This is a genomic window from Micromonospora sp. CPCC 206060 (assembly GCF_036906895.1).
GTDB lineage: Bacteria > Actinomycetota > Actinomycetes > Mycobacteriales > Micromonosporaceae > Micromonospora.
The window spans coordinates 13711-33636 of the sequence record NZ_JBAKHU010000024.1 but is presented as its reverse complement, the minus strand read 5'-3'; the positions used below and the strand labels follow the sequence as shown (position 1 = coordinate 33636).

At 74.7% G+C, this 19926-nt stretch carries 6 protein-coding genes; all 6 read right to left on the bottom strand.

The features are described from left to right. Positions 1 to 223: 223 nt before the first annotated feature. Complete coding sequence (locus tag V6U90_RS16845; protein WP_334436977.1) at positions 224 to 4474, bottom strand: TIR domain-containing protein; 4251 nt, start codon at positions 4472 to 4474, stop codon at positions 224 to 226. A 128-nt stretch (positions 4475 to 4602) separates the two neighbouring features. Continuing rightward, on the bottom strand, positions 4603 to 5475 hold the full coding sequence (locus V6U90_RS16840) for a macro domain-containing protein (RefSeq protein ID WP_334436974.1): 873 nt from the start codon (positions 5473 to 5475) through the stop codon (positions 4603 to 4605). A 172-nt stretch (positions 5476 to 5647) separates the two neighbouring features. Next, positions 5648 to 8431 carry a peptidoglycan-binding domain-containing protein gene (locus V6U90_RS16835; protein ID WP_334436971.1) on the bottom strand — a complete coding sequence of 928 codons (2784 nt, stop codon included), beginning with the start codon at positions 8429 to 8431 and terminating at the stop codon, positions 5648 to 5650. Between the two features lie 70 nt (positions 8432 to 8501). Then, positions 8502 to 10430 carry a hypothetical protein gene (locus V6U90_RS16830; RefSeq protein ID WP_334436968.1) on the bottom strand — a complete coding sequence of 643 codons (1929 nt, stop codon included), beginning with the start codon at positions 10428 to 10430 and terminating at the stop codon, positions 8502 to 8504. Further along, positions 10427 to 14956: a hypothetical protein gene (locus tag V6U90_RS16825; protein WP_334436965.1), complete on the bottom strand. Its 4530-nt coding sequence runs from the start codon at positions 14954 to 14956 to the stop codon at positions 10427 to 10429. Before V6U90_RS16825 ends, V6U90_RS16830 begins: the two co-directional genes overlap by 4 nt. After that, positions 14953 to 19926, bottom strand: coding sequence for a hypothetical protein (locus V6U90_RS16820; protein ID WP_334436963.1), 4974 nt, complete (start codon positions 19924 to 19926; stop codon positions 14953 to 14955). The genes V6U90_RS16825 and V6U90_RS16820 overlap by 4 nt, the downstream gene beginning before the upstream one ends.

The following is a 19926-nucleotide window of genomic DNA, read 5'->3' as shown; positions in this document are numbered from 1 at the left end:
CGCAGCAGACCTCCGACTCGCCGCCTGTCGAGCTGCACCGTCTGCGCCAGCACACCAGGGCCGACTGTCCCGCCGACCTGACACCGGCCACCCACTGCGGGCCTGACCGGTGTCGACCACCGCTCTGTGATCCACTCGATTTCCTGGTAGTCGCGGTGTCAGCCCCGATCCGACAGCCCGTTTTCCTGAAAACGGAGTGGATCGAGGGGGGTCGGCAGCGGCGTCAGGGACGACGAGTACGGGCGCCCAGCCCGGCGAACCGCCCGGTGTCCAGCCAGTCGTCCCCGTCGTCGCGCACCGCGCAACCGGCCGTCCGGAGCCGCTCGGCGATCCGCTTGAGCGTCCGGGCACTGCCGTCGAAGCGGATCACGTCGCGGCCCTCGATGTCGGGGAAGGGCCGCAGGTGACCGATCCCGATGACGACAGTGCGGTCCGGGTGCAGGGCGAACGCCATACCCGCCTCGAACAGCACGTCCGGGCGCGCCTGACCGGTGGGCCGGGCCTCGTACTCCGGGTCGTCGCTGTCCCCGAGGTGCGGGTGCAGGCGCACCACGTCGTCCGGGGTGAGCAGTACGACGGTCGCCTGGACGTGCGGGAACGCACCGGCGATGACCTCCCCGCGGTACGGGCTGGCACTGCCCGTACGCCGGATGCTCTCCTCCCGGTCGACCGGGTGCAGGTCCAACGCCTGCAGGAAGCCCCACCACACCTTCCGTGCCTGCTCGTCCCGACCGTGGATGACGAACACGTCCCGTGGGTCGGGGCTGCGGGCGGTCCGCCCGGCACCGCCGGTGGCTGGGGCGGGCGCCGATCCGTCGACCGGTTCGTGGCCGAGGGCCGACGCGAAGAGGTCCGGTGCCGCCCGGGTGCTGCCCTCCCGGGCCTGCCGGCGCAGCGCCGCCTGGAAGTGCTCGCGGACCTCCGGCGCCATCCGTGGCTCCAGGTCGCGTAGCCAGTCGGGGATCGGGCGCATGGTGTCGGCGCACGCCCGCACCGCCATCCCGGCCAGGTCCACGTCGTGGTCGAGCAGGACGGTCACGAACCGCTGGCATTCCGCTGCCGACGCCACCCGGACCGCCGCCGTGATGGCGCCCGACCAGGAGTACGACAGGTTCTCCCGCCACCGGGTGGCCTCCGGCGCGATGGCGTGCAGCAGTCGGGCCGCCTCGGTGATCAGGTCGAGCGCCATCGGGCCGCCGACCCGCTTGACCAGGTAACCCAACTCGGTGAAGCAGGCGGTGAACGCGGTCCGTTCGGCGGTCACCGTCAGCCGGTAGCCGGCGTCGCGGACCAGCGCGAAGACAGCCCGGGTGAACGACCGCAGCCGGACCGGGGTCGTCGGCAGCGGGACGAGTCGGGCATGGGTGGCGACGAGTGCCTGGCGGGCCAGCATCTCCCGGGTCCGTAACTGTTCGGCGCTCCGGTCACGCGGTCCGCCCGGGTCGGCCAGCTGTCTTCGGGCCGGTACGCCCTCGGCGACGACGGCCCGTAACGGTTCCAGCAGCGGGTTGGGATCGACCGCGACCCAGTCCGGTGACCGCAGGGCCGCCAGGACCAGCTCGAGAACGTTGATCGTCAGACCGGGCCCCGCCTGCCCGCCCAGCAGCGGTGCCAGCTCATCCGGCCCGGGGGCCCGCTCGACACCACGCTCCAGCAGCAACCGCCACAGGATGTATCCCTGGCGGCGGTCCTCATGGTCGTCCGATTCCACCAGGCGCGACCGCAGCGACCGCAACTCGCCGTGGTATTCGGTGAGCAGCTGCGCGGTCACCATGTCCATTCCCCGCAGTACGGCGAACAGGTGACCCACGGCGACCGAGGCGCCGGCCTCGACGAGGTACTCGAAGGCGGCCCGCGAGCCGGCCCTGGCGGCGTACTGGAGGCGGGCCAGGACCAGACTCCCCCGGACCTCCTGCGGCACCTGCCGGCCGGTACCGGAGAGGATCGAGCGGAGCGCGTCGGCCGCGTCCGCCCGGCCGGCCAACGCGGCCGGGACCAGCAGCGGCAGCAGCGCGTCCCGGTCGTACCAGTGGTCGGCCGGCACGTCCGTGGGCAGTGCCGCGAGCAGGTGGTCGTCGGCCACGTCGGTGTTGTGCAACGCGAACCCGAACAGCATCGGCACCGGGCGTCCCCCGCCACGGTCCCGGCCGGCCGGCAACCGGGTCAGTTCCGTACGGCACCGCCGCCGCGCGTACCCGGTCAGCGGGGTGACCACGGGGTCCGGGTCGGCGAGCGCCTCGCCCAGCAGGGTGCACACCCCGTCCTGCCGGGACACGTCCGGTTCCCGCAGCAGCACGTCCAGCAAGGCCTCCGCCTCCTGCGGACCGAGGGTGGCGGCCGCCCCGGCGCAGGCCCGCAGCTCGGCCCGGCGGCCCGCCCTGCTCCACGTCGACCCCGCCGCCGGCTGTCCGGATTGCCGGTCGGCCCGGTTGCCGCCCCGGGCATCCCGTTGGTCGCCCCAGGCGTCACGCCGGCCACCGGCGTCGCGCCGCGCGGGCGGGCCGAGCACCGCGCAGATGTGCACCAGCAGCTCCACCCCGGACAGCACGGCGAGGCGTTCGGCCCGCAGTACGGCGTACTCCCGCTCCAACCGCTCCGTGCTGTGTGTGCTGTGCACGCAGCGGACCTGCTCCTCGACCACGGTCAGCACCTCGGCCGGCAGTGGGACGTCGACGGTGATCCGGCGCAGCAGGGCGAGGATGTCCGCCATCCCGTCGATGTTGCGGGTCGCGGCGAAGCCGTCGAAGAACCGGGCGAGTTCCCGCGCACACCAGCCTGGTTCGTGGGCGGACAGCGGTTCGAACAGTTGGAGGTGGATGTCGAAACGTCGGCGCCACTCGTCCGGGCGCTGGCGCAGCAACCACTCCAGGCAGTCGTGGTCGAGCAGGAACCGGCGGGCCCGCTCCGGATGGCTGGCACAGAACCGGGCGACGGCGGCCAGCACCTCGAAGGCCAGGGTCCCGCCGGGCCCCCGGGCCCGTTCCCAGCAGATCGCCAGTTCGTCGGCGACCCGTTCGAAGTCGGTGTGCCGGACCGACGGCAGCAGGCGCAGGTAGTCCCGCACCGCGTCGAGGTGGCCGGTGCGCAGCGCGGTGCGGGCCGGCTCCCGCAGCGTGGGGCCCGGGTCGGTCATCCGGGCGTAGGTCCGCATCGCCAGTGTGACCAGGTTCGCGTCGCCGGTCAGCCAGCCGGCGAGGATCTCCTCGCTCTGCCCGGACGACACCCGGTGGTCCCGCCCCGCCAGTAGCAGGGTCTGCGCGGCGACCTCCCCGTAGAACAGGTCGAGGGGGTCGGCGGCGACCTGGGCGGCCAGCCCGGCCAGAACCCGGGGCCCGGCGGCGGCCACGCCGCGCGCGGCGGCGTGCTCGAAGAAGGTCTGGTGGAAGAAGCGCAGGCGTTGGCTGTCGGCCGGCAGCACCAGCACGCCGCGTTCGTGTAGTTTCCCGATCGCCGCCCCGGCCTGCGCGCCGGACAGCCGCGCGAGCTGGCGGGCCCGCTCCACCAGCCAGGTCGTGTCCGACTCGACCAGGCCGGCGGTCAGCAGCGCCAGGCCGACGGCCTCGGCCTCCCGGGTCAGGTCCGGTCCGCGCTGCGGATCCGCCGGGCCCCGGTGGTCCTCCTCGATCCGGCGCCACCAGAACCGTTCGTAGAGCCCGATGGTGTCGACATCGGTGGGTGGATCCTCGTCCGGGGCGTACAGCTCGAACAGCAGCCGCATGGCCAGTGGGATCCGGCACACCTCGCGCAGCGGCAACCCGCGCAGCGACGCGTCGTGGACCGACCGGATCACGTTCGGCGCCCGGTCGGCGGCGTAGAACACCCGGGCGTACGCCGCGATCGCCGCCGACTGCTCGTCGCGGTCGTACGGCCCGAGGCGGATCCCGGTGAGGGAGCCACCGGTACCCGGCCGGTCTCCCTCACCGGCGTAGTCGATGTCGAGCTGGCGTGCCTCGACGGGCCGGCTGGTCACCAGGGTGGGTACCCGCCGGGTGGCGGCGGCGGAGAGCAGGGCGTTCACCCGGCCCCGGGTCTGCCGGTGCTGGAGGAGCAGATCCAACGTGTCGACCAGCAGCACGACCGGCAGACCGGCCGCCTGGCAGTCGGTCAACGCCTCGTCGATCGCGTCGACCGTGACCGTTGCCGGCGTGCCGGCCTCGTCGACCAGCGCGGACGCCGGGACCACCAGCGGGAAGCGGCCGATGGCGGTCAGCCGTTGGTGCAGCCGCCACAGCAGGACGGTCTTGCCGTGCCCGGCCTCACCGATCAGCGCGGTGACCGACGGCGAGGTCAGCCGTTCGAGCAGGGTCGTCTCGACGGTGCGGGGAACGTAGGCGCCGCGACTGAGCCGTACGTCGGAGCTGCCGCCCCGGGAGGCGATGAGATCGTTGTCGGCGACCGCCTGCGCGCTGACCTCCAGCAGACGTCGCAGCGGCACCGACCGGGGTACCGCCGGGATGCTCGCCTCGCCGGACAACCGCCGTCCACCTCCGCCGCCGTCACCGCAGCGCCGGTACCTGGCGGTGATCAGCGCGCTCTCCTCCGCGATCGTATCGGTCGTGCCGCTTCCGGCTCCGGTCAGCCGTGGTGGCGCCGGGACCGCCGTCAGAGGGTACGGATGAAGGCCGCCACCTCCAGCAGGTTGATCCGGTCGACGTCGTCGGGGTGGATGAGGACCCGGAACTCGCGACAGAGTTGCGCCTCCCGGGACCGGGCGACGAACGACAGCAGGATCATCTTGAGCAGGCTCTCCCGGTCGAGAGCGTCGATGCGGGCCAGCCCCGAACCCAGCAACGGGATGGCCAACTGCCCCCGCTGGCCGTGCCGGTAGACCGCGTCCCAGAGCCCGTTGAGACTCAGCCACAGGTTGTCCACGCTGGAACGGGCGACGTAGTCGGTGCCCATCCGGCTGTAGGCGACCGCGAAGATCCGCCGGCCGGAGCGGTGCAGCACCGCGACCGTGCCCAGCGGGTACCGCAGCAGGTTGCCCTTGGGTTTGGCCCGGCGGGTCTCCCGGCCGGTCGGGCTGACCCCGGCGAGCGCGGCGCGCAGGTCACGGTCCAGCCGCTTCGCGTCACCGCCGTAGAGCCGCTGCACCAGCTGCCCCTGCACGCTGTCGCTGCTGATCAGCTCGCGGTCGTCAGTGGCGGTGTCGAACGTGTCGGAAAAGCCGACGACCAGGTCCACCTCCTGGTCGAACAGGTCACCGACCTCGACGGTGATGCTCATCGCGGGGTGGGTGAACTCGTACTGCAGCCGGCGTCGGGGGTAGGCCCGCACCATGCCCCACACCAGGCACGACGACACCGCCGCGATGATCACCACGGTGGTGTCCGGCATGACGGTGGGGACCAGTTGCGCGCCGAGTTGCACCACTGCGGAGATCAGACCGAAGGCCGCCAGCACGTTCGTGGCGAGCAGTCGGAGACCGCGGGCGGTACCGAACAAGGAACGCAGCCCGTAGGTGAGCTTCAGCATCGATCATCAGACACGGACGTCGGCCCCCGGCTAGTCACCATCATCGTTCCCCATGGTGCCCTGACGGCGCACCCCGACCGGGACCCGCCGGGCCCGGACGGGGCGGCAGCGCGTGGGGCGCAGCTACCGTCCCGTCCGGCCCACATCCGCAGGTGGAACGGGGTCGCGGGGGTCAGTACGTGACGGTCACGCCCATCTGGCGCCAGGTCTGGCGGCCCACCACACCATCCACTGTGATCTTGCGCATCTCCTGGTACCAGCGCACCCCCGCCCCGGTGCGGTCGTCGAACGTGCCGGTCGCCGGGCCGCAGTACCGCTCACCGATGAACCGTTGGACGAACGCCACGTCGTCGCCGGTCATGCCCGCCCGCAGGGTACGGGAGCCGGCGGCGGTCCGGGGTGGCTGCGGCGTCGGCCGGAGCGCCTCGTGCAGGGCCGCGACGGTACGCAGGCCGACGATCCCGTCGACTGTCAGCTTCCGGGCCTGCTGGAAACTCCGTACCCACGCCTCGGTCTTCGGGCCGAAGTCACCGTCGACGGTGAGCCTGCCACCGAGCCGGTTGGCGATGGTCTGCAACTCCCGTACGTCGCTGCCCTCGCTGCCGACCCGCAGCACCCGGTCACCGAGCTTCGGTACCGGCGCTGCGGCGATGCCCCAGCCGCGTTGGCTGCGTTCCAGTGCCGGGGTGTGGCTGACGCTGACGTGCAGGTGCCCCTCGTGCGGGTTGCTGCCGGTGTAGCGGGCCGGGGCGAACCCGCGTGACCGGCTCCAGATCGTCCGGTCGAAGATGACGTACTGCGTCGACGGGTGCGCGATGCAGCGACGGACCACCAGCATGGGGTCGATGCCGTCGGCGTCGATGTCGAGCGCGTTGACCGAGCGGTTGTCCGCGTCCGGGTTGTGGTCGGAGGGCCGGGCCTGGTGGGCGGCGTCGCCGATCCAGCCGTCCGAGGCACGGTCCCGGTGCGGCCAGCGCCGGTCGATCTCGTCCCGCAGTACCCGGAGTACCGGGGCCAGGTGGTAGCCGGCCAGGCCGACCGTGGTGTCCCCGGTCGGCTCCTCCTCGTCGGCGTGCAGGTCGTAGTCGACCGGCTCGCCGATGTGTTGCTCCGGCGCGGTGGTCTCTGCCGACGGGTCGACGTCCGCCGTCGGCGGGGCGGCCCGGCCGGCTGCGGCGGTGGCGGGTATCTCGGTCACCAGGGGCTCCACGTCGGCCCGGACGGCGGACACCTGCCAGCAGAACGCGTGCCCGGCCGGTGACCCGTCCGCCGTGCGGACCCGGAACGCCCCGTCGCGGACCCGGGACGCGGCGAGCGCGCATACCGGCTCGTCGTCGTCGAACAGCGGGGTGAGCTGGACCGTCCGCCCCTCCGGCAGGGTCAGCGCCTCGAAGTAGTCGGGCAGGGTCACCGTGGCCGTACCGTCGACCAGCCGCCCCTCACCCCGGTAGTAGACGCCGTTCTCCGGCCCCTCCAGCGCGGCGTGTACCAGCAGCCGCCGGTCCGGGGTCTCCGGATCGTCCAACGGGTGCGGGATGACGAACTGCTTCGTGGTGCCCGAGATCCGGCCGGTGGACGCCTCCAGCGAGATCTGGTACGGGCCGCCCGGCGGTCCGGCATACACCGCTCCGGAGACGAACAGGTCGAAGGTGCCGATGCCGCCGCCGCTCCAGTCGGGCAGCGAGGTGGGGCTCACCTTGACCCCGAGGTTGCCGTTGACCTGCATGTTGCCACCGACGTGGCCACGTTTCTCCACCCAGAGGGAACCCGCCTCCGGGTCGGTGTTGCCGCCGTACCCGACGTACACGCCCTTCGTGTTGAGCAGGTACAGCCGTTCCGTACCGTCGAGGTGCAGCCGGCCGGCACCGGCCACGGTCGCACCGGCGGCCAGGTTGACCCGGCCCTGCACGGTCAGGTCGCCGCTGGCGCCGGTCTCCTTGACCACGGTCAACCCGGTGGCGGCGCGGACCGCGACCCCACCGTCGCTGACCACGCTCAGGCCACCCCGGCCGCGTACCCGGGCCGCCCGCAGCTCCGCCACCTCCAGGTCGGCGTACGTCGGACCGGCCGGCGGGTAGGTCAGGGCCGGGGTGTCGGCACTGCGGTCCACCATCTCGAAGCCCCGACCGGGGCGGAAGGAGAGCTGGCCGTGCTGGACACCGTGCCCCCAGAAGCCGAGCGCGGCGACCACCTGGCCGGCGGTCACCGGTACACCGTCGAGGCTGCCCAGGTGCAGCATGCCCTGACCGATCCGCAACCGGTCCGCGCCGCCCTGGTGGAACGCGATCACGTCGTCCGGGTCGTTGTTGATGCCGAACCGCAGCATCATGTTCTCGCCGACGGTCGGGAAGTACCGGATGAACGCCTCGTCGCCGATCCCACCGGCCGGGTCGGCGGGGAACTGGATGCCGGACTGCCGGGTGTTGCCGACGGCGGGCACGATCGCCCCGACCGGCAGCCGGAGTCCGGCGACCAACCGGTTATCGGTGTGTACGGTCACCACACCCTGGCTGCGGACCACCCGGCCGAGCGGAACCGACCGGCCAGGGTCAGCCGGCGCGGTGGCGCTGACCTCCACCCGCCCCTCCTCGGTCCAGCGGGTCTCGGCGGCCACCCCACCCTCGTCGCGCCGGTCGGTCAGGGTCTCCACGTGGCGCAGGGTGACGTGGAAGGTGCCGTCGCCGGGGAGGGTGACCCGGCGGGCCGCCGGCAGGACGACGAGTGTCCCGTCGGCGTCGACGGCCGTGCCCTCGGCGACCGTGATGTCGCTGCCGGTGGGAGTGATCTCCAGACCGCTGACCACCCCGACCGGATGGTGCAGCCGGGCGAACAGGTGCTGGCGGGACAGCAGGTAGTCCACCGCCTGGGACAGGTCGCTGGCACGCAGGTACTGGTGGTCGTAGTAGCGGGGCCGCGCCATCGGCAGCGGCTGGTTGTTCTTCCAGGTGATCGTCATCGGATTCCTCGTGGTACGGCGGGCGGGCCGCTCGGCTGTCGGTGGGTACGGGTGGGTGCGGGGCGGCCGGTCAGCGTGGCTCCACGACGTCGTAGCGCAGGCCGCTGGCCAGGTCACCGCCGACGGGGCGGCGGGTACGGCCCAGCCACAGGTGCACCGACCCGTCCACCCAGCGGGCCGCCTGCCAGTGCCGCAGCACCCGCATCCCGGCGCGGCTGATCTCCTCCTCGGGTACGGCCAGGTCGACCGGGCCGGTGCCGTCCGGCCGGGTCCGCCAGTCGAGCAGCCGGCTGTGGCCGGTCACCGCGACCGGCGGGCCGTCCCGGTTCGGCTGCTGGAGAGGGACCCGGCGCAGTCGTACCGCGCCGGGGCGCTCCGGCACGGCCGTGGGGATCAGCGGCACCCAGTTCTCCGGCACCGTGGTGGCGAAGGCGTAGGACAGCTCGGGCACGGTCACCGGCAGCCCGGTCGCCGGGTCGACCGGCGGCGGGTCGGGCACCGGTGGACGGGCCGGCACCGCCGCCCGGTCGACCTGCGCGGTGCGGTCGATGCCCCGCCCGGTGGCACCGGTGACCGTTTCCTCGATGGCCCAGGCCAGGTTCGCCATCTCGTCCCGGCCGAAGCGGACCGCCTCCACCGGCTCGGAGTCGACGGTGTCCGCGGCGGTGGCCGGCAGTACCAGCACCTCGCTGGGTTCCCCGGCCGGGGTGGACGGCCGGAACAGGGCCCAGCCCCGCCCGCCCGACGCAGCCGGCACCAGGGTCCGCACCCCGAACGTGTCGGTGACGATCAGCGACCGGATCCGGGTGACCGAGCCGACCGGCAGGTCCAGCGGGACCAGGAAGTGGTCGTTGGCATAGACCAGTCCGTATTCCAGCAGGAACATCCGCGCCAGGTCGGTGGCGCCCGCCCCGACCTGAGCAAGGTTGACCCGGGAGTCCTCCATCTCCCAGAACCGGGTGGACGGCATGCCGGCGTAGCTGACCGGGGTGGGCAGGGTGACCCGGACCAGGTCGCTACTGGCCCGCTTGGCCTGCAACGTCGCGCCCGGATCGTGGTCGAAGTGGTACCAGTCGAGCCGGTCGCCGTCGTACTCGTGGGCGGTGAGCACGGTCTCGCCGTCGACCCCGGCGGCGGCCACCGCGAAGTCGTACTCCATCCGTTCCCGCTGCCAGGCGCTGCCGGTCAGTCCGGCGGTGCTGGCCAGCGGATGGAAGTCCGCCGGCGGCCAGGGCGGGGTTGCCGGCCGGGGGTCCACCCCGGGGGAGATCACTGCGGGCAGTTGGAGCAGATAACCGTCGGGCGGGCCGACCGGGCGGGTTGGCACGCCCAGCCAGGTGAGCCAGGCGGCCACGGCGGCACGCAGTGCGGTGAGCCGATCGGCCGGCACCGACAGGTCACCCTCCAGGGTGCCGGCGGCGCAGGCCCGCAGCAGCCGGTCGCCGTGCGGTACCCGGCCGGCGACGATCCGCAGGTAGCCGACGGTGGCGGGATCGGCGGCCGAGGGGGTGTCCGCCGGGACCGCCGGGATCGGGTACCGGGCGGTGACCGCCGGGCCCAGGTCCCCGGCCCCGGTCTCGGTGAGCAGGCGCAGGAACTGCTGCCCGGTCTCGGCGGAGAAGCGCAGGTCGTCGGTGGTGTCGATGCCCTCCCGCTCGACCAGTGCCTCCAGCGGCGTCGCGGGCGGCAGGTCGACCGCGCTGGCGAAGGCCGTTCCCGGACGGTAGCGGGTCAGCGGGGCCACCTCCGCCTGCACCCGGGCCAGCACCGGTGACCCGGCGTCCTCCCCGGTGAACTCGCCGAGCTGCCACTGCCGGGCCAGCAGCCACAGTGGATCGGCGGTCCGGGCCTCCAGGGCCGGGCTCAGGTCGGCCCGGCGGGTCCGGGGTTCCAACCGGGTCCAGGTGGTCACCGACGGCACGGTGTCCGGTCCGGTCACCGCCGAGGACGGGGGGACGTCGACGGTCGCAGCCGTGCTGACGTCGACGGTCTGGCTCATCGGGTCTCCTCGAAGGCGGACGGGGCGGGTGCCGCGTCGGGTACGAAGTCGGTGGTGGTCTCCGGCTCGGCGACGTTGGTGGGCAGGTAGAGCGCCGGCAGGAACTGGCCGCCGGCACCGAGCGAGTCCAGGTCGGTGACCCGGGCCACGGCCAGGTCCAGGGCCTCCTCGAGCACCTGGGCCAGTCCGGCCGGCTGCCAGGTGGCGGCCCCGTCGGCGCTGACCCCGAGCAGCACCGCCTGCGGGGCGGCGGCGGCCGGAGCGTCGTACTCGAAGGTCAGTCCGGTGCGTACCCGGCCGTCGGGGACCACCTCGGTCCACTCGTCGACGAGCAGGCCGTGCACCGGCTGGTGCGGGTCGACGTCGCCGAGACCGACCAGGGCCAGGGAGACCGGCTGGGTGTCGGCGGCCGGCGCCGCCTCCCCCACCCACCGGTCGTCCGGTCGGTACGGCAGTTGGGCGACCCGGATCCGGGGCGGGACCTGCACCGCGCCACCGGCGCCGAGGGCGTCGGCGAAGGTGAGCACCTCCTGCAGGCGGCCGACCGCCGGGCGGACCCGGCCGTACCGGGCCAGCCAGCGGCGTACCGGATGCGGTGAGCCACCCTGGAGGCTGTCGCTGGCGGCCACGGCGGTGGCCAGGGCGGCCGGGTCCGGGGCCCGGGTCTGCGACAGCACCGGCAGGTCCGGCCCGAGCAGCGCCCGGACCCGGGCGGTGTGCAGCTCCCGGCGGCGCTCCGGCGACGCGGCCGGATCGTCGAAGTCGCTGGCCGGTACGCAGGTGCAGGCGCCCTCGGCGCAGGGCGTGCGGCCGTGCAGTTCGGCCACCAGCCGGCAGTGCGCGGCGATCCGGCGGTGCAGCTCCCCGGCGGCGTAGCCGACGGCCTCGGCCAGCGTCGTCCCGGCATCCGGTCCCGGCGGCGGGTACACCCCGATCACGCCGAACCCGGCGGCGGTGCGCAGCAGGTTCCGTACCGTGTCCCCGCCCCCGCCGGGAGCCTCCGGGTCGGTCGCGTCGAGTCCGGTGGCGGCGGTCCGGGCGAGCTGCCACAGCTCGGTGGCCTGCTCCCGGGTGGTGGTGTCGACCTGCACCGGCGCCTCCGGGTCGACGCCGAGGTCGGCGGCGAGCAGTTCCCGTCCCCGGCCGAACAGGTCACGCAGCGCGGCGACGGCGGCGAGGAACTCGCCGAGGCTGATCCGGTCGGCCGGCCAGCCCGGGTCCCGGTCGTAGTCCAGTTCCAGCCGCCAGTCGGCGGTCACCGCGGCCGGGGCCAGCGCGGTCCAGCTGGCCTCCCCGATCCGCCGGTCCAGGTCGGCCTGGTCGGGCCGTCCCGGGTGCGGCGGGGCGGCGACGTGGTCCACGGCCGCCGCCTGGAGCCGGTCCAGGCTGCCGGCCACCCAGCCGGTGCTGCCGGTGCCGTCCGGCGCGTGCCAACGTGCCCGCCACCACACCCGCCCCGCCGACGGCAGCAGTGCGGCGGTCAGCGCGTCGACCGCCGCCGGGATGATCCGGGGCTGCTGTTCCCGCGCCACCGGCCAGTCGGTGCGGCGGGAAGTGAACCGGCTGTCCATGTTGAACAGCAGGGCGACCCGGTGGGTGACCGTGATACCACCCGCCGGGGTGCGGGTGACGTGCAGCTCGGGTGGGCTGCCTGCCGCGCCGGAGAGGACGTCCATCGCGGCGGCGGCCCGGTTGGTGTCCCCGGCGGCCAACTGGTGGACACCCTCGGCGAGCAGCACGTCGGCGACCGCGTCGACCAGGTCGGCCAGGTCGGCGAGTACCTGCTCCAGGGCGGGCCGGTCCGCACCGGGCAGGGTGTCGAGCAGGTCGGCGAGCGCGCCGGCCCGGTACAGCCGGTGCAGCTCCAGCCCGTCGGTCACCGCGGTGGACTCCTCGACGGGCGCGATGGTCACCGTGCCGTCGGCGGCCGGGTCGACCCGGTGGGCGCGGACCGGGGCGACGGTCCGGAACGCCGGTACGTAATGGTCCAGCGGCCCCTGCGGGTGGTCGTGCAGGCCCCGTTCGAAGCGGTAGCCGAGCAGCTCACCGAGGGCCTGGCCGTTGCGCATGCCGGCGAGGAGCTGCCCGGCGAGCCGGACCCGCCGCGACGACAGGTCCACCGCTGCCGGGTTGTCGTCGCCGCCGCCGTGGGACCGCCAGGCGCTGCGCAGCACGGCGGCGGTGACCGCCTGGGCCGGGGACGGGGCGTGCACGTGCCCGGCGTCGGCGGGCGCCGCGACCACCTGCGCCGGGGCCACGGTGGACGGTACGTGCGCGGGCCGGTCGACCAGGGTCGGCGGTGGTGCCGGACGCAGGTCGGTGACCCAGCCGTAGGCGCCCACGTGCACGCCGTCGGGTACGTCGGCGGGCCGGGCGGCGGTGAGCTGTTCCAGCCGCTTCGTGGCCAGCGAGGTGATCCAGGCGTCCAGCCGGTGGGCGGTCAGCCCGAGCGTGCCACGGACGTACCGATCCAGGTCGGCCGGGTCGAGCCGGTCCGTGCCGGCGAGCGCGGTGGACAGGTCGGTCAACGCGGCCCGGAACTCCCGCAGGTCGGCGGTGACCTGCTGGCGTACCGGGTCGGTGCCGGGATCACCGGCAAGGTAGTCGGCGACGGTGCGGCCGGCACCGGGCACGGTGGCCGCCAGTCGGCGGCGCAGCGTGGTGCTCACCTCGTGCGGGCGGACGTCGATCAGTTCGGGCTCGGGGATCTCGGCGGCGGCCGGCAACCCGACGGTCCCGGCGAGCAGGTCGGCGGCGGCGGAGTGCTCGGCGAGCAGGGCCGCCCGCAGCAGCCGGTGGAACAGCGGTACCGGGCCGTCCGGTTCCGGCCGGTCCGGTATCCGGTCGCCGCGCAGGCCGACGGCGGCCAGCGCGTCGAGGTAGGCGCGGATCCGGGTGGCCTGCGCCGGGCCGGCTTCGGCCAGCAGCGGGGTGGCCAGGGCGAACGCCTCCCGGGCGAAGACCGCCAGGGACAGCCGGGGATCGACCGGACCGCCCAGGCCGAGCGCGGCCAGCAGGGCCCGGCCCGGTTCGACGACCTGCTGGCGCCAGGCGGGGCCGAGGTCGAGCCGGGCGAACCGCCACAGCCAGCTGACGTACTCGTTGCCGAGCATGCTGCGGGCCCGGACCTCCAGTACCCGGGCGTCGGTGGCCAGAATCTCCAGCATGGTCCGTTCCGGGTCGGCCAGGCCGGGGCTGATGCGCGGGGCCGGGGCGGCGAGCCAGACCTGCTGCCACAGGTTGCGCAGGACGGTGACCGCGCGTTGTTCGCCGGGGCCGGTGGGCTGCCAGTCGCGCAGCGCGGCGACCGGTAGCAGGCCGTAGGGCTGGGCGCCGATGCGCAGGGTCGGCAGTGGTCCCTCGGGGTGCACGTGGTCCACGAAGTGGTCACGCAGGTGCCGCTGCTCGGCCGGAGTGGCCACCGGCAGCAGGTGCCGCAGCATGCTGCCCGGTCCGGCCGGCCAGAGCGCCCGGCGGACCAGCCGGGTCAGCCGGCGTTCGTCCCGGTCGGCGTCGGCGGCGCGGGCCAGCGCGGTCGGGGTGTCGGTGCGGACCGGGCGCCGCCGGGTGGTGGCCAACAGGTCGCCGGCCGCCGCGACCAGGGGTACGCCGAGCGCTCGGCTGGTCAGCGCGGCGGCGGTGGTCACGGTCGGCCCGGTGCCGCCGGGTACGACGTCGACGCCGGTGACCGGGGCGACCGGGGCCCGGGTGGCGACGGTGACGGTCTCGGTGTTGTTGGTCGGGGTACCCGGGGGCAGGAAGGCCAGCCCGTCGGTGGCGGCGTGCGCCTCCAGCAGCCGGGCCAGGTCCGCCGCCGCGACCTCGGGTGCCCGGTCGGCGTCGACGCCGAAGACCAGCAACCGCTGCACCGGCCGGGGACGCCCGTCGGCGTCGGCGGGTACCGGCACGGTGAAGGCCATCCCGGCGGTGGTGGCGGTCGGGTGGTCCACCATCCAGCGCATTCCCGCGTCGACCGGGATCGCCTCGGGGTCACCGGTCGGTGGTGCGGCGGCCCCGGTGGCGGACGGGTCGGGTCCGGCGGCCAGGTCCCGGGTGACCGGCGTGGACGTGCCGGTGAACAGGGTGCCGTCGGCGGTGCGCCCGACCGCGTACCAGCGGGTCGGCAGCAGCCGGACCCGGGCCGGCCGGCACCAGGGCGCCGGTCGTTCCAGCGGGTCGGGGACGGTCCCGGTGGCCGGGTCGGGTTCCATCACCCGGGCGATCCAGCCGGCCCGGGCCTCGCCGAACTGCCGGACCAGGGCGTTCCAGTCCGTCTCGGCCGGCAGCGTCCGGGGGGTGGTACCGGTCGGTCCGCACCAGTAGGCGTGGCCGGCGGCCCGCTCCGCTTCGGTCAGCTCGGGTTCGTGGCTGTCGATGTGGATCTGGTCGGGGTACACCCGGATGTGCAGCGTGGTACCGGCGAACCGGGTCTCCAGGCGGACCGGCAGCAGCGCCACCGGGTATCCGGTGGACAGGCTCCACGGTTGGTCGGTCAGCGCGGTGGACAGGGGTGCTGGCGGGGTCATTTTGGGGTCTCCGGCGGGGGCAGCAGGTCACTGGCGTGGCGGGCGAGCATGACGGGCCGCTGGAGCGCCACCCGGGCCATGTCGGCGGCGTTGCGGCCGAACCGGGCGCCGTCGAGGGTGACGTCGACCAGGTTCGGGGCGTACGGGGACAGCCGGGTCGCCCCGGCGGGCAGCAGCCCCCAGTGCAGGTCGTCCCAGTGCGGGCCGGTCCAGGGCGGCGGGGTCGGCGGTGGGGTCCAGCCGTCCGGCTCGGCGTCCAGGCCGAACCGGGGTGCGGTGGGCTGTTCCCGCATGATGAAGAACCAGCCGGGGTCGCCGCTGTGGTCCGCTGCGCCCCGGGCCTTGTCGGCGGTGAACGGGAACCCGAACAGCAGCAGGTCCGGGGAGAGTTCGGCGTGGAAGGTCGGCAGGATGTCCCCGCCGGTGGGTTCCCGCAGGGTCGGGCCGATCCAGCGGGCCCGTCGCATGGTGACCACGGTGGACGGGAACCGGCGCAGCACCTCGCCCCGCATCACCAGGACCAGATTCTCCTCGTCGGGGTTGTCGACGCCGGTCAGGTGACTGCCGAGCGGCCCGCGGCGCCAGGCCGGGTCGGTCAGCGGCGGGATGTCGGCCGACGGTGTGCCGCCGGCCCCGCGTACGTCCCAGAACCGGCGGAACCAGGTGTGCCGGGGGTCGGTCGGGAAGCCCCGCCAGAGCATCTCCCGGCTCATCTCGTGGTTCAGTCCGACCAGGTACGCCTCGATGAACCGGGGGTTCACGGCGAGGGCGGTCATCGTCTCCGGGGCCACGGCGGGCAGGTTCGGCACGATGTGCTCCTGCGACAGGTCGCGCAGCAGCTCGTAGGCGGGCACGTCGAAGGTGAGCCCGGCGAGCAGCCGCCGCAGCGGGTCACCGGTGTCCGGCAGGGCCGCCGCCAGCGGCGTGTCGCCGACCGTCAGCCCGGCCAGCACCTCGCCGGGTACGGCGGTCTCCGGCCGGACGGTCTGCCGGACCGCGGCGGCCGCCACGGCCAGTGGTACCCGGGTTGGACGCGGGTCGGTGGCGAGCGCCTGGGCCGGTGCCAGGCGGTCCTGGTGGTTGGCGGCGGCGTCGAGGAAGGTGTCCCCCATCAGTGCCCGGTCGGCCACCAGGTCGGCACGCAGGTCGGCGATGAGCAGCGCGCAGCCGCGTCCGGCGGCGGCGTCGGCCATGCCGGAGATGACCTGCGCCGGGCTCCAGATCACCGGCCGGCCCTCGGGGTCCAGGTCGAAGCCGACCCGGCTGGTGAGGGTGCCCTGCCGGGACCGGTGGGCCACCACCAGGTCCGGCCGGCGGGTGCCGGTGATGTCGGCGACCGCCACCGCGGCACCGGTGCCGGCAGCCACCGCCGCCTCGTCGGGGACCGGCCGGGGGGCGGTCCACCCGGTGTCCGGGATCCGGCCGCGCCGGTTGATGCCCCGGCCGGTGCGGTAGCGAGCCACCGGGGTCCCGGCGGGGTCGGTGCCGGCGACGAAGACCAGCAGGTCCGGGGTGAGGTCACCGGTCATGTCGACCACGTCGAGGCTGAGTGAGCCGACCGTACCGAAGCTCCCCGGGACGGGCCGCGAGTCGGTCCAGCCCCGGGTGACCCGGCCGGTGGTGTCCAGCTCCCAGCCGATGCGGTAGCAGACCTGGCGGGCCGTCGTCCCCGGTTCGGTACGGGTATACCCGACGATCAGCTCGGGCAGCCCGTCGCCGTCGAGGTCGGCGACGGTGGCGGCGAGCGCGACCGCGTTGCCGCTGACCGGGTCGGGTAGCGGATGGGGGCCGGTCCAGCCGCCGGCGGCGGTGCCGTCGGCCGCGATCCCGGTGCCCACCCAGTAGGCCAGCCGCCGGGTACCCGGGGTGTCTCCGGGCAGCAGCGCCACCGCGAACAGGTGGGACGGTTGCCCACTGGTGGACATCCGGGCGGTGACGGTGGTGGCGATGGCCGGTACGCCGGTGAGCGGGCCGGCCACCGGTGCGGTGGGGGTGGTCTCCCGCAGCCGGCCCTCCTCATCGAGGTGGTGGACGGCCTGGAAGCGGAACCGGCTGCCGGTCCCCTCGTCGACGGTGTGGCTGACCAGCAGCGACGAGAGCAGCCCGATCCGGGGTGCGAAGCGCAGGTCCGCCGGGGCGGGGGCGCTGTCCGGTCCGGCACCCCGCCGGTCGGCCGGGTGCCCGTGGTCGACCCACCCCGGGCCCCGGTTGCCCCAGCCGTGGGAGACCAGCCGTCCGTCGGTGGTCCGCAGGAAGACCTCGCCGTCGCGTTCGTCGCCGACCACCGGACCGGGCCGGTTGGGGGCGAGGCCGCCGTCCGGCCGGCCGATCTCGCCCCACCACCGGTCGATGACACCGGTTCCGTCGTTGTGCCACTGGTACCGCCCGTACAGCCGCAGGTCCGCCGGATCAGCGTCGGGTCGGGCGAGGACGAGGATCACCGCTGACTCGTCGAGTCCGAAGGGGGCCACCTGCTGGCCCAGCGAGACGATCGACAGGTTCTGGGCCCCACCGGTGATGCTGACCCGGCCGTGGTCCCGGACCGAGACCCCCATGGTGCCGGTGAACCGGTTGACCAGCGCACCGGTCGGCGTCAGGTACGAGAAGCCGCCGTACCCCGAGGCGGACGGGTGCGGCAGAGCGGCTGGGGAACCCCAGACCGGCGGCGCACCGGCCGGGTTGGCCGGTGCCCACTGGCCGGTGTGCACGAAGAGCCGGCCGGTGGAGGTGGCCACGAAGACGCCGTCTCCGGTCGGTCGGGGTGAGCCCCACAGCCGCTCCCCCGCCTCCAGCCCGGGGCGGCCCAGCGACGACCACGCCGCGGTGCCGGTGTCGTACCGGTACAGGTCACCGGAGGCGCCGAGCACGAAGATGTCGGTGCCCCGGGCGGTGGGCCGGCTGGCCGTACCGCCGGATGGGCCGCCGCAGTCCCGCCACACCCAGCGGTCACCGTCCCAGCGGCGTTCGTACAGCCGACTGTCGTGGGTGCGTACGTACACCCGGTCGGGGGCGACGGCGGCCCCGGAGGTGGCCACCGTGGTGCCGGGCGGGGCACCGTGGTCCCGCCAGACCCACCCGCCGTCGAGCCGGCGGCGTTCGAAGAGCCGCCCGTCACCGGCGGCCACGAAGAACCGGTCGGCGCCGAGCAGGTCACCGCCGTTGCTGGCCATGGTGGTCACCGGATCGTCGGCCGCTGCCGCCAGGGCGGCCAGGGCGACGGGTGCCATCGGGGTGGTGGTGCGCCACCACGGTTCGGCTGCCTCGATCACGGTCCGGGTCAGCTGGCCGATGCCCTGTCCGGTCGGTACCAGCGCGTTGAAGACCGTGCCACCGGCCGGGATCCGGGCGGGCGGTACCGGGCTCGTCCCGTCGGCCAGTCGCCGCAGCGCGGCCGACGGTGCCGATGCGGTCCGCAGCCGGCGGGCCAGTGGACCGCGTGGCCGGGCCAGCCGGCGGAACGGTGCGGTCGTGGCGGCCCGTGCCCCCTCGTTGCCGTCCAGCAGTCCGTCCAGCGTCCCGGTGGCGGTACCGGTCGTTGCGGTGGCGGTACCGGTCAGCGCGGCGGGCGGTGGGGTCTGCGCCAGGTCGTGCACCGGGCGGGTCAACGCGACCAGTTCGTGGTCGGCGAGGGCCCGTCCGGGTGCGTCGGGGTCGATCCGCCGGGTGAACAGCGCCTCCGCGCTGTCCCGGCTGGCCTGTCCCCGGCGCAGCCGCTCGTTGACCGCACGCAGTTCGGCCGCCCGGGCCCACGCGGCGGCGGCCAGGTCCTCCTGGTGTTTCTGGATCACCTGGGTACCCAGCGCGGCCGCCGCCCGGTAGCGCGGGTCGAGGTTCAGCCCGGCCAGCCAGCGGGGCTCCGCACCGTCCGGCGGCACGTGCCCCTCCTGGGTGTGGATCTCCCCGTACAGCGGCGGGGTGAGCCGGTCCCCGACGTGTTCCAGCAGCTCGGCCATCCGCGCCTGCCACGGCCCGGCGACGGTCGGCTGCCAGACGGTCGGGGTCATCGCCGGTGACGCGAGCGCCCCTTCGAAGCCGAGTACCGAGCGGCCCTCGACGCCGGGTGGCTCGATGGCGGGCAGACCACCGCCGGCGGCACCGATGTCCACCGGGCGCCGGCCCACGTCCGCCGGCAGCGGACGGGCCCGCAGCCGGCGGGCCAGCGACTCGAAGTCGCTGTCCGGGCCGGTACGGAACGTCCAGTGGTGGTAGACGGGCAGGACCAGCGGCGTCTGCGGATCGACTGCGGGTGATCCGGGGCCCCACGCGGGTACCAGCGGGCCGGCGTCGACCGGCAGGCCGAGCCCGGTCCGGACGCCCGCGTCGAAGGCCGGCACGACGGCGGCCAGGAAATCGGTGGCCGGGTGATCGGGCGTCGGGGCCAGCCGCCGGGGACAGATGAGGCGGGACAGGGTGCGTTCCGGCGCGTGGGCGATCACCTCGGCGACGTCCTCGGTCTCCTCGGTGACCAGCACCTGGGCGTGCGCCCAGGCCCACGACTCGGCGAGGTCGGGTAGTTCACCGACCACGGTGTGCAGCCGGGGCAGCGGTTCACCGGGTACCTGCTCCAGCCGACCCCGGGGACCGGCCGGCACGACCACCAGCACCAGCCAGGGCCGCAGGCGGCCCTGGTCGTCCGGGCCGGCCGGGGTGTGCAGCCAGGGCAGGTCGGGCCGGTCGAACTCGACGGCGGCGAAGAGCGTGCTGTCGGCGTTGTCCGTGCCGGGGGCCGGGTGGCTGCGGATCACCTGCTGCCCGGCCAGGCCGGTCACGTCGCCGGGTCCGTGCAGCAGGGCGGTGGCGGTACCGACGACGTCCACCGGCTGGTCCTGGTCGGGCCCGGTGCCCCGGGCGGTCACCGAGAGGGACACCTCGGGACGGTGGTGCGGCAGCGCCCCGGAGAGCGGGTCGGGTGCGGCGATCAGGCGGGCGACGCCGTCGCGTACCCAGGGCAGGAAACGGAGACCACCCAT

Bases quoted from the DNA above. Each gene is read 5' to 3' on its own strand.
- V6U90_RS16840 (WP_334436974.1), bottom strand. From the start codon at position 5,475: ATGCTGAAGCTCACCTACGGGCTGCGTTCCTTGTTCGGTACCGCCCGC.
- V6U90_RS16835 (WP_334436971.1), bottom strand. From the start codon at position 8,431: ATGACGATCACCTGGAAGAACAACCAGCCGCTGCCGATGGCGCGGCCC.
- V6U90_RS16830 (WP_334436968.1), bottom strand. From the start codon at position 10,430: ATGAGCCAGACCGTCGACGTCAGCACGGCTGCGACCGTCGACGTCCCC.
- V6U90_RS16825 (WP_334436965.1), bottom strand. From the start codon at position 14,956: ATGACCCCGCCAGCACCCCTGTCCACCGCGCTGACCGACCAACCGTGG.
- V6U90_RS16820 (WP_334436963.1), bottom strand. From the start codon at position 19,926: ATGGGTGGTCTCCGTTTCCTGCCCTGGGTACGCGACGGCGTCGCCCGC.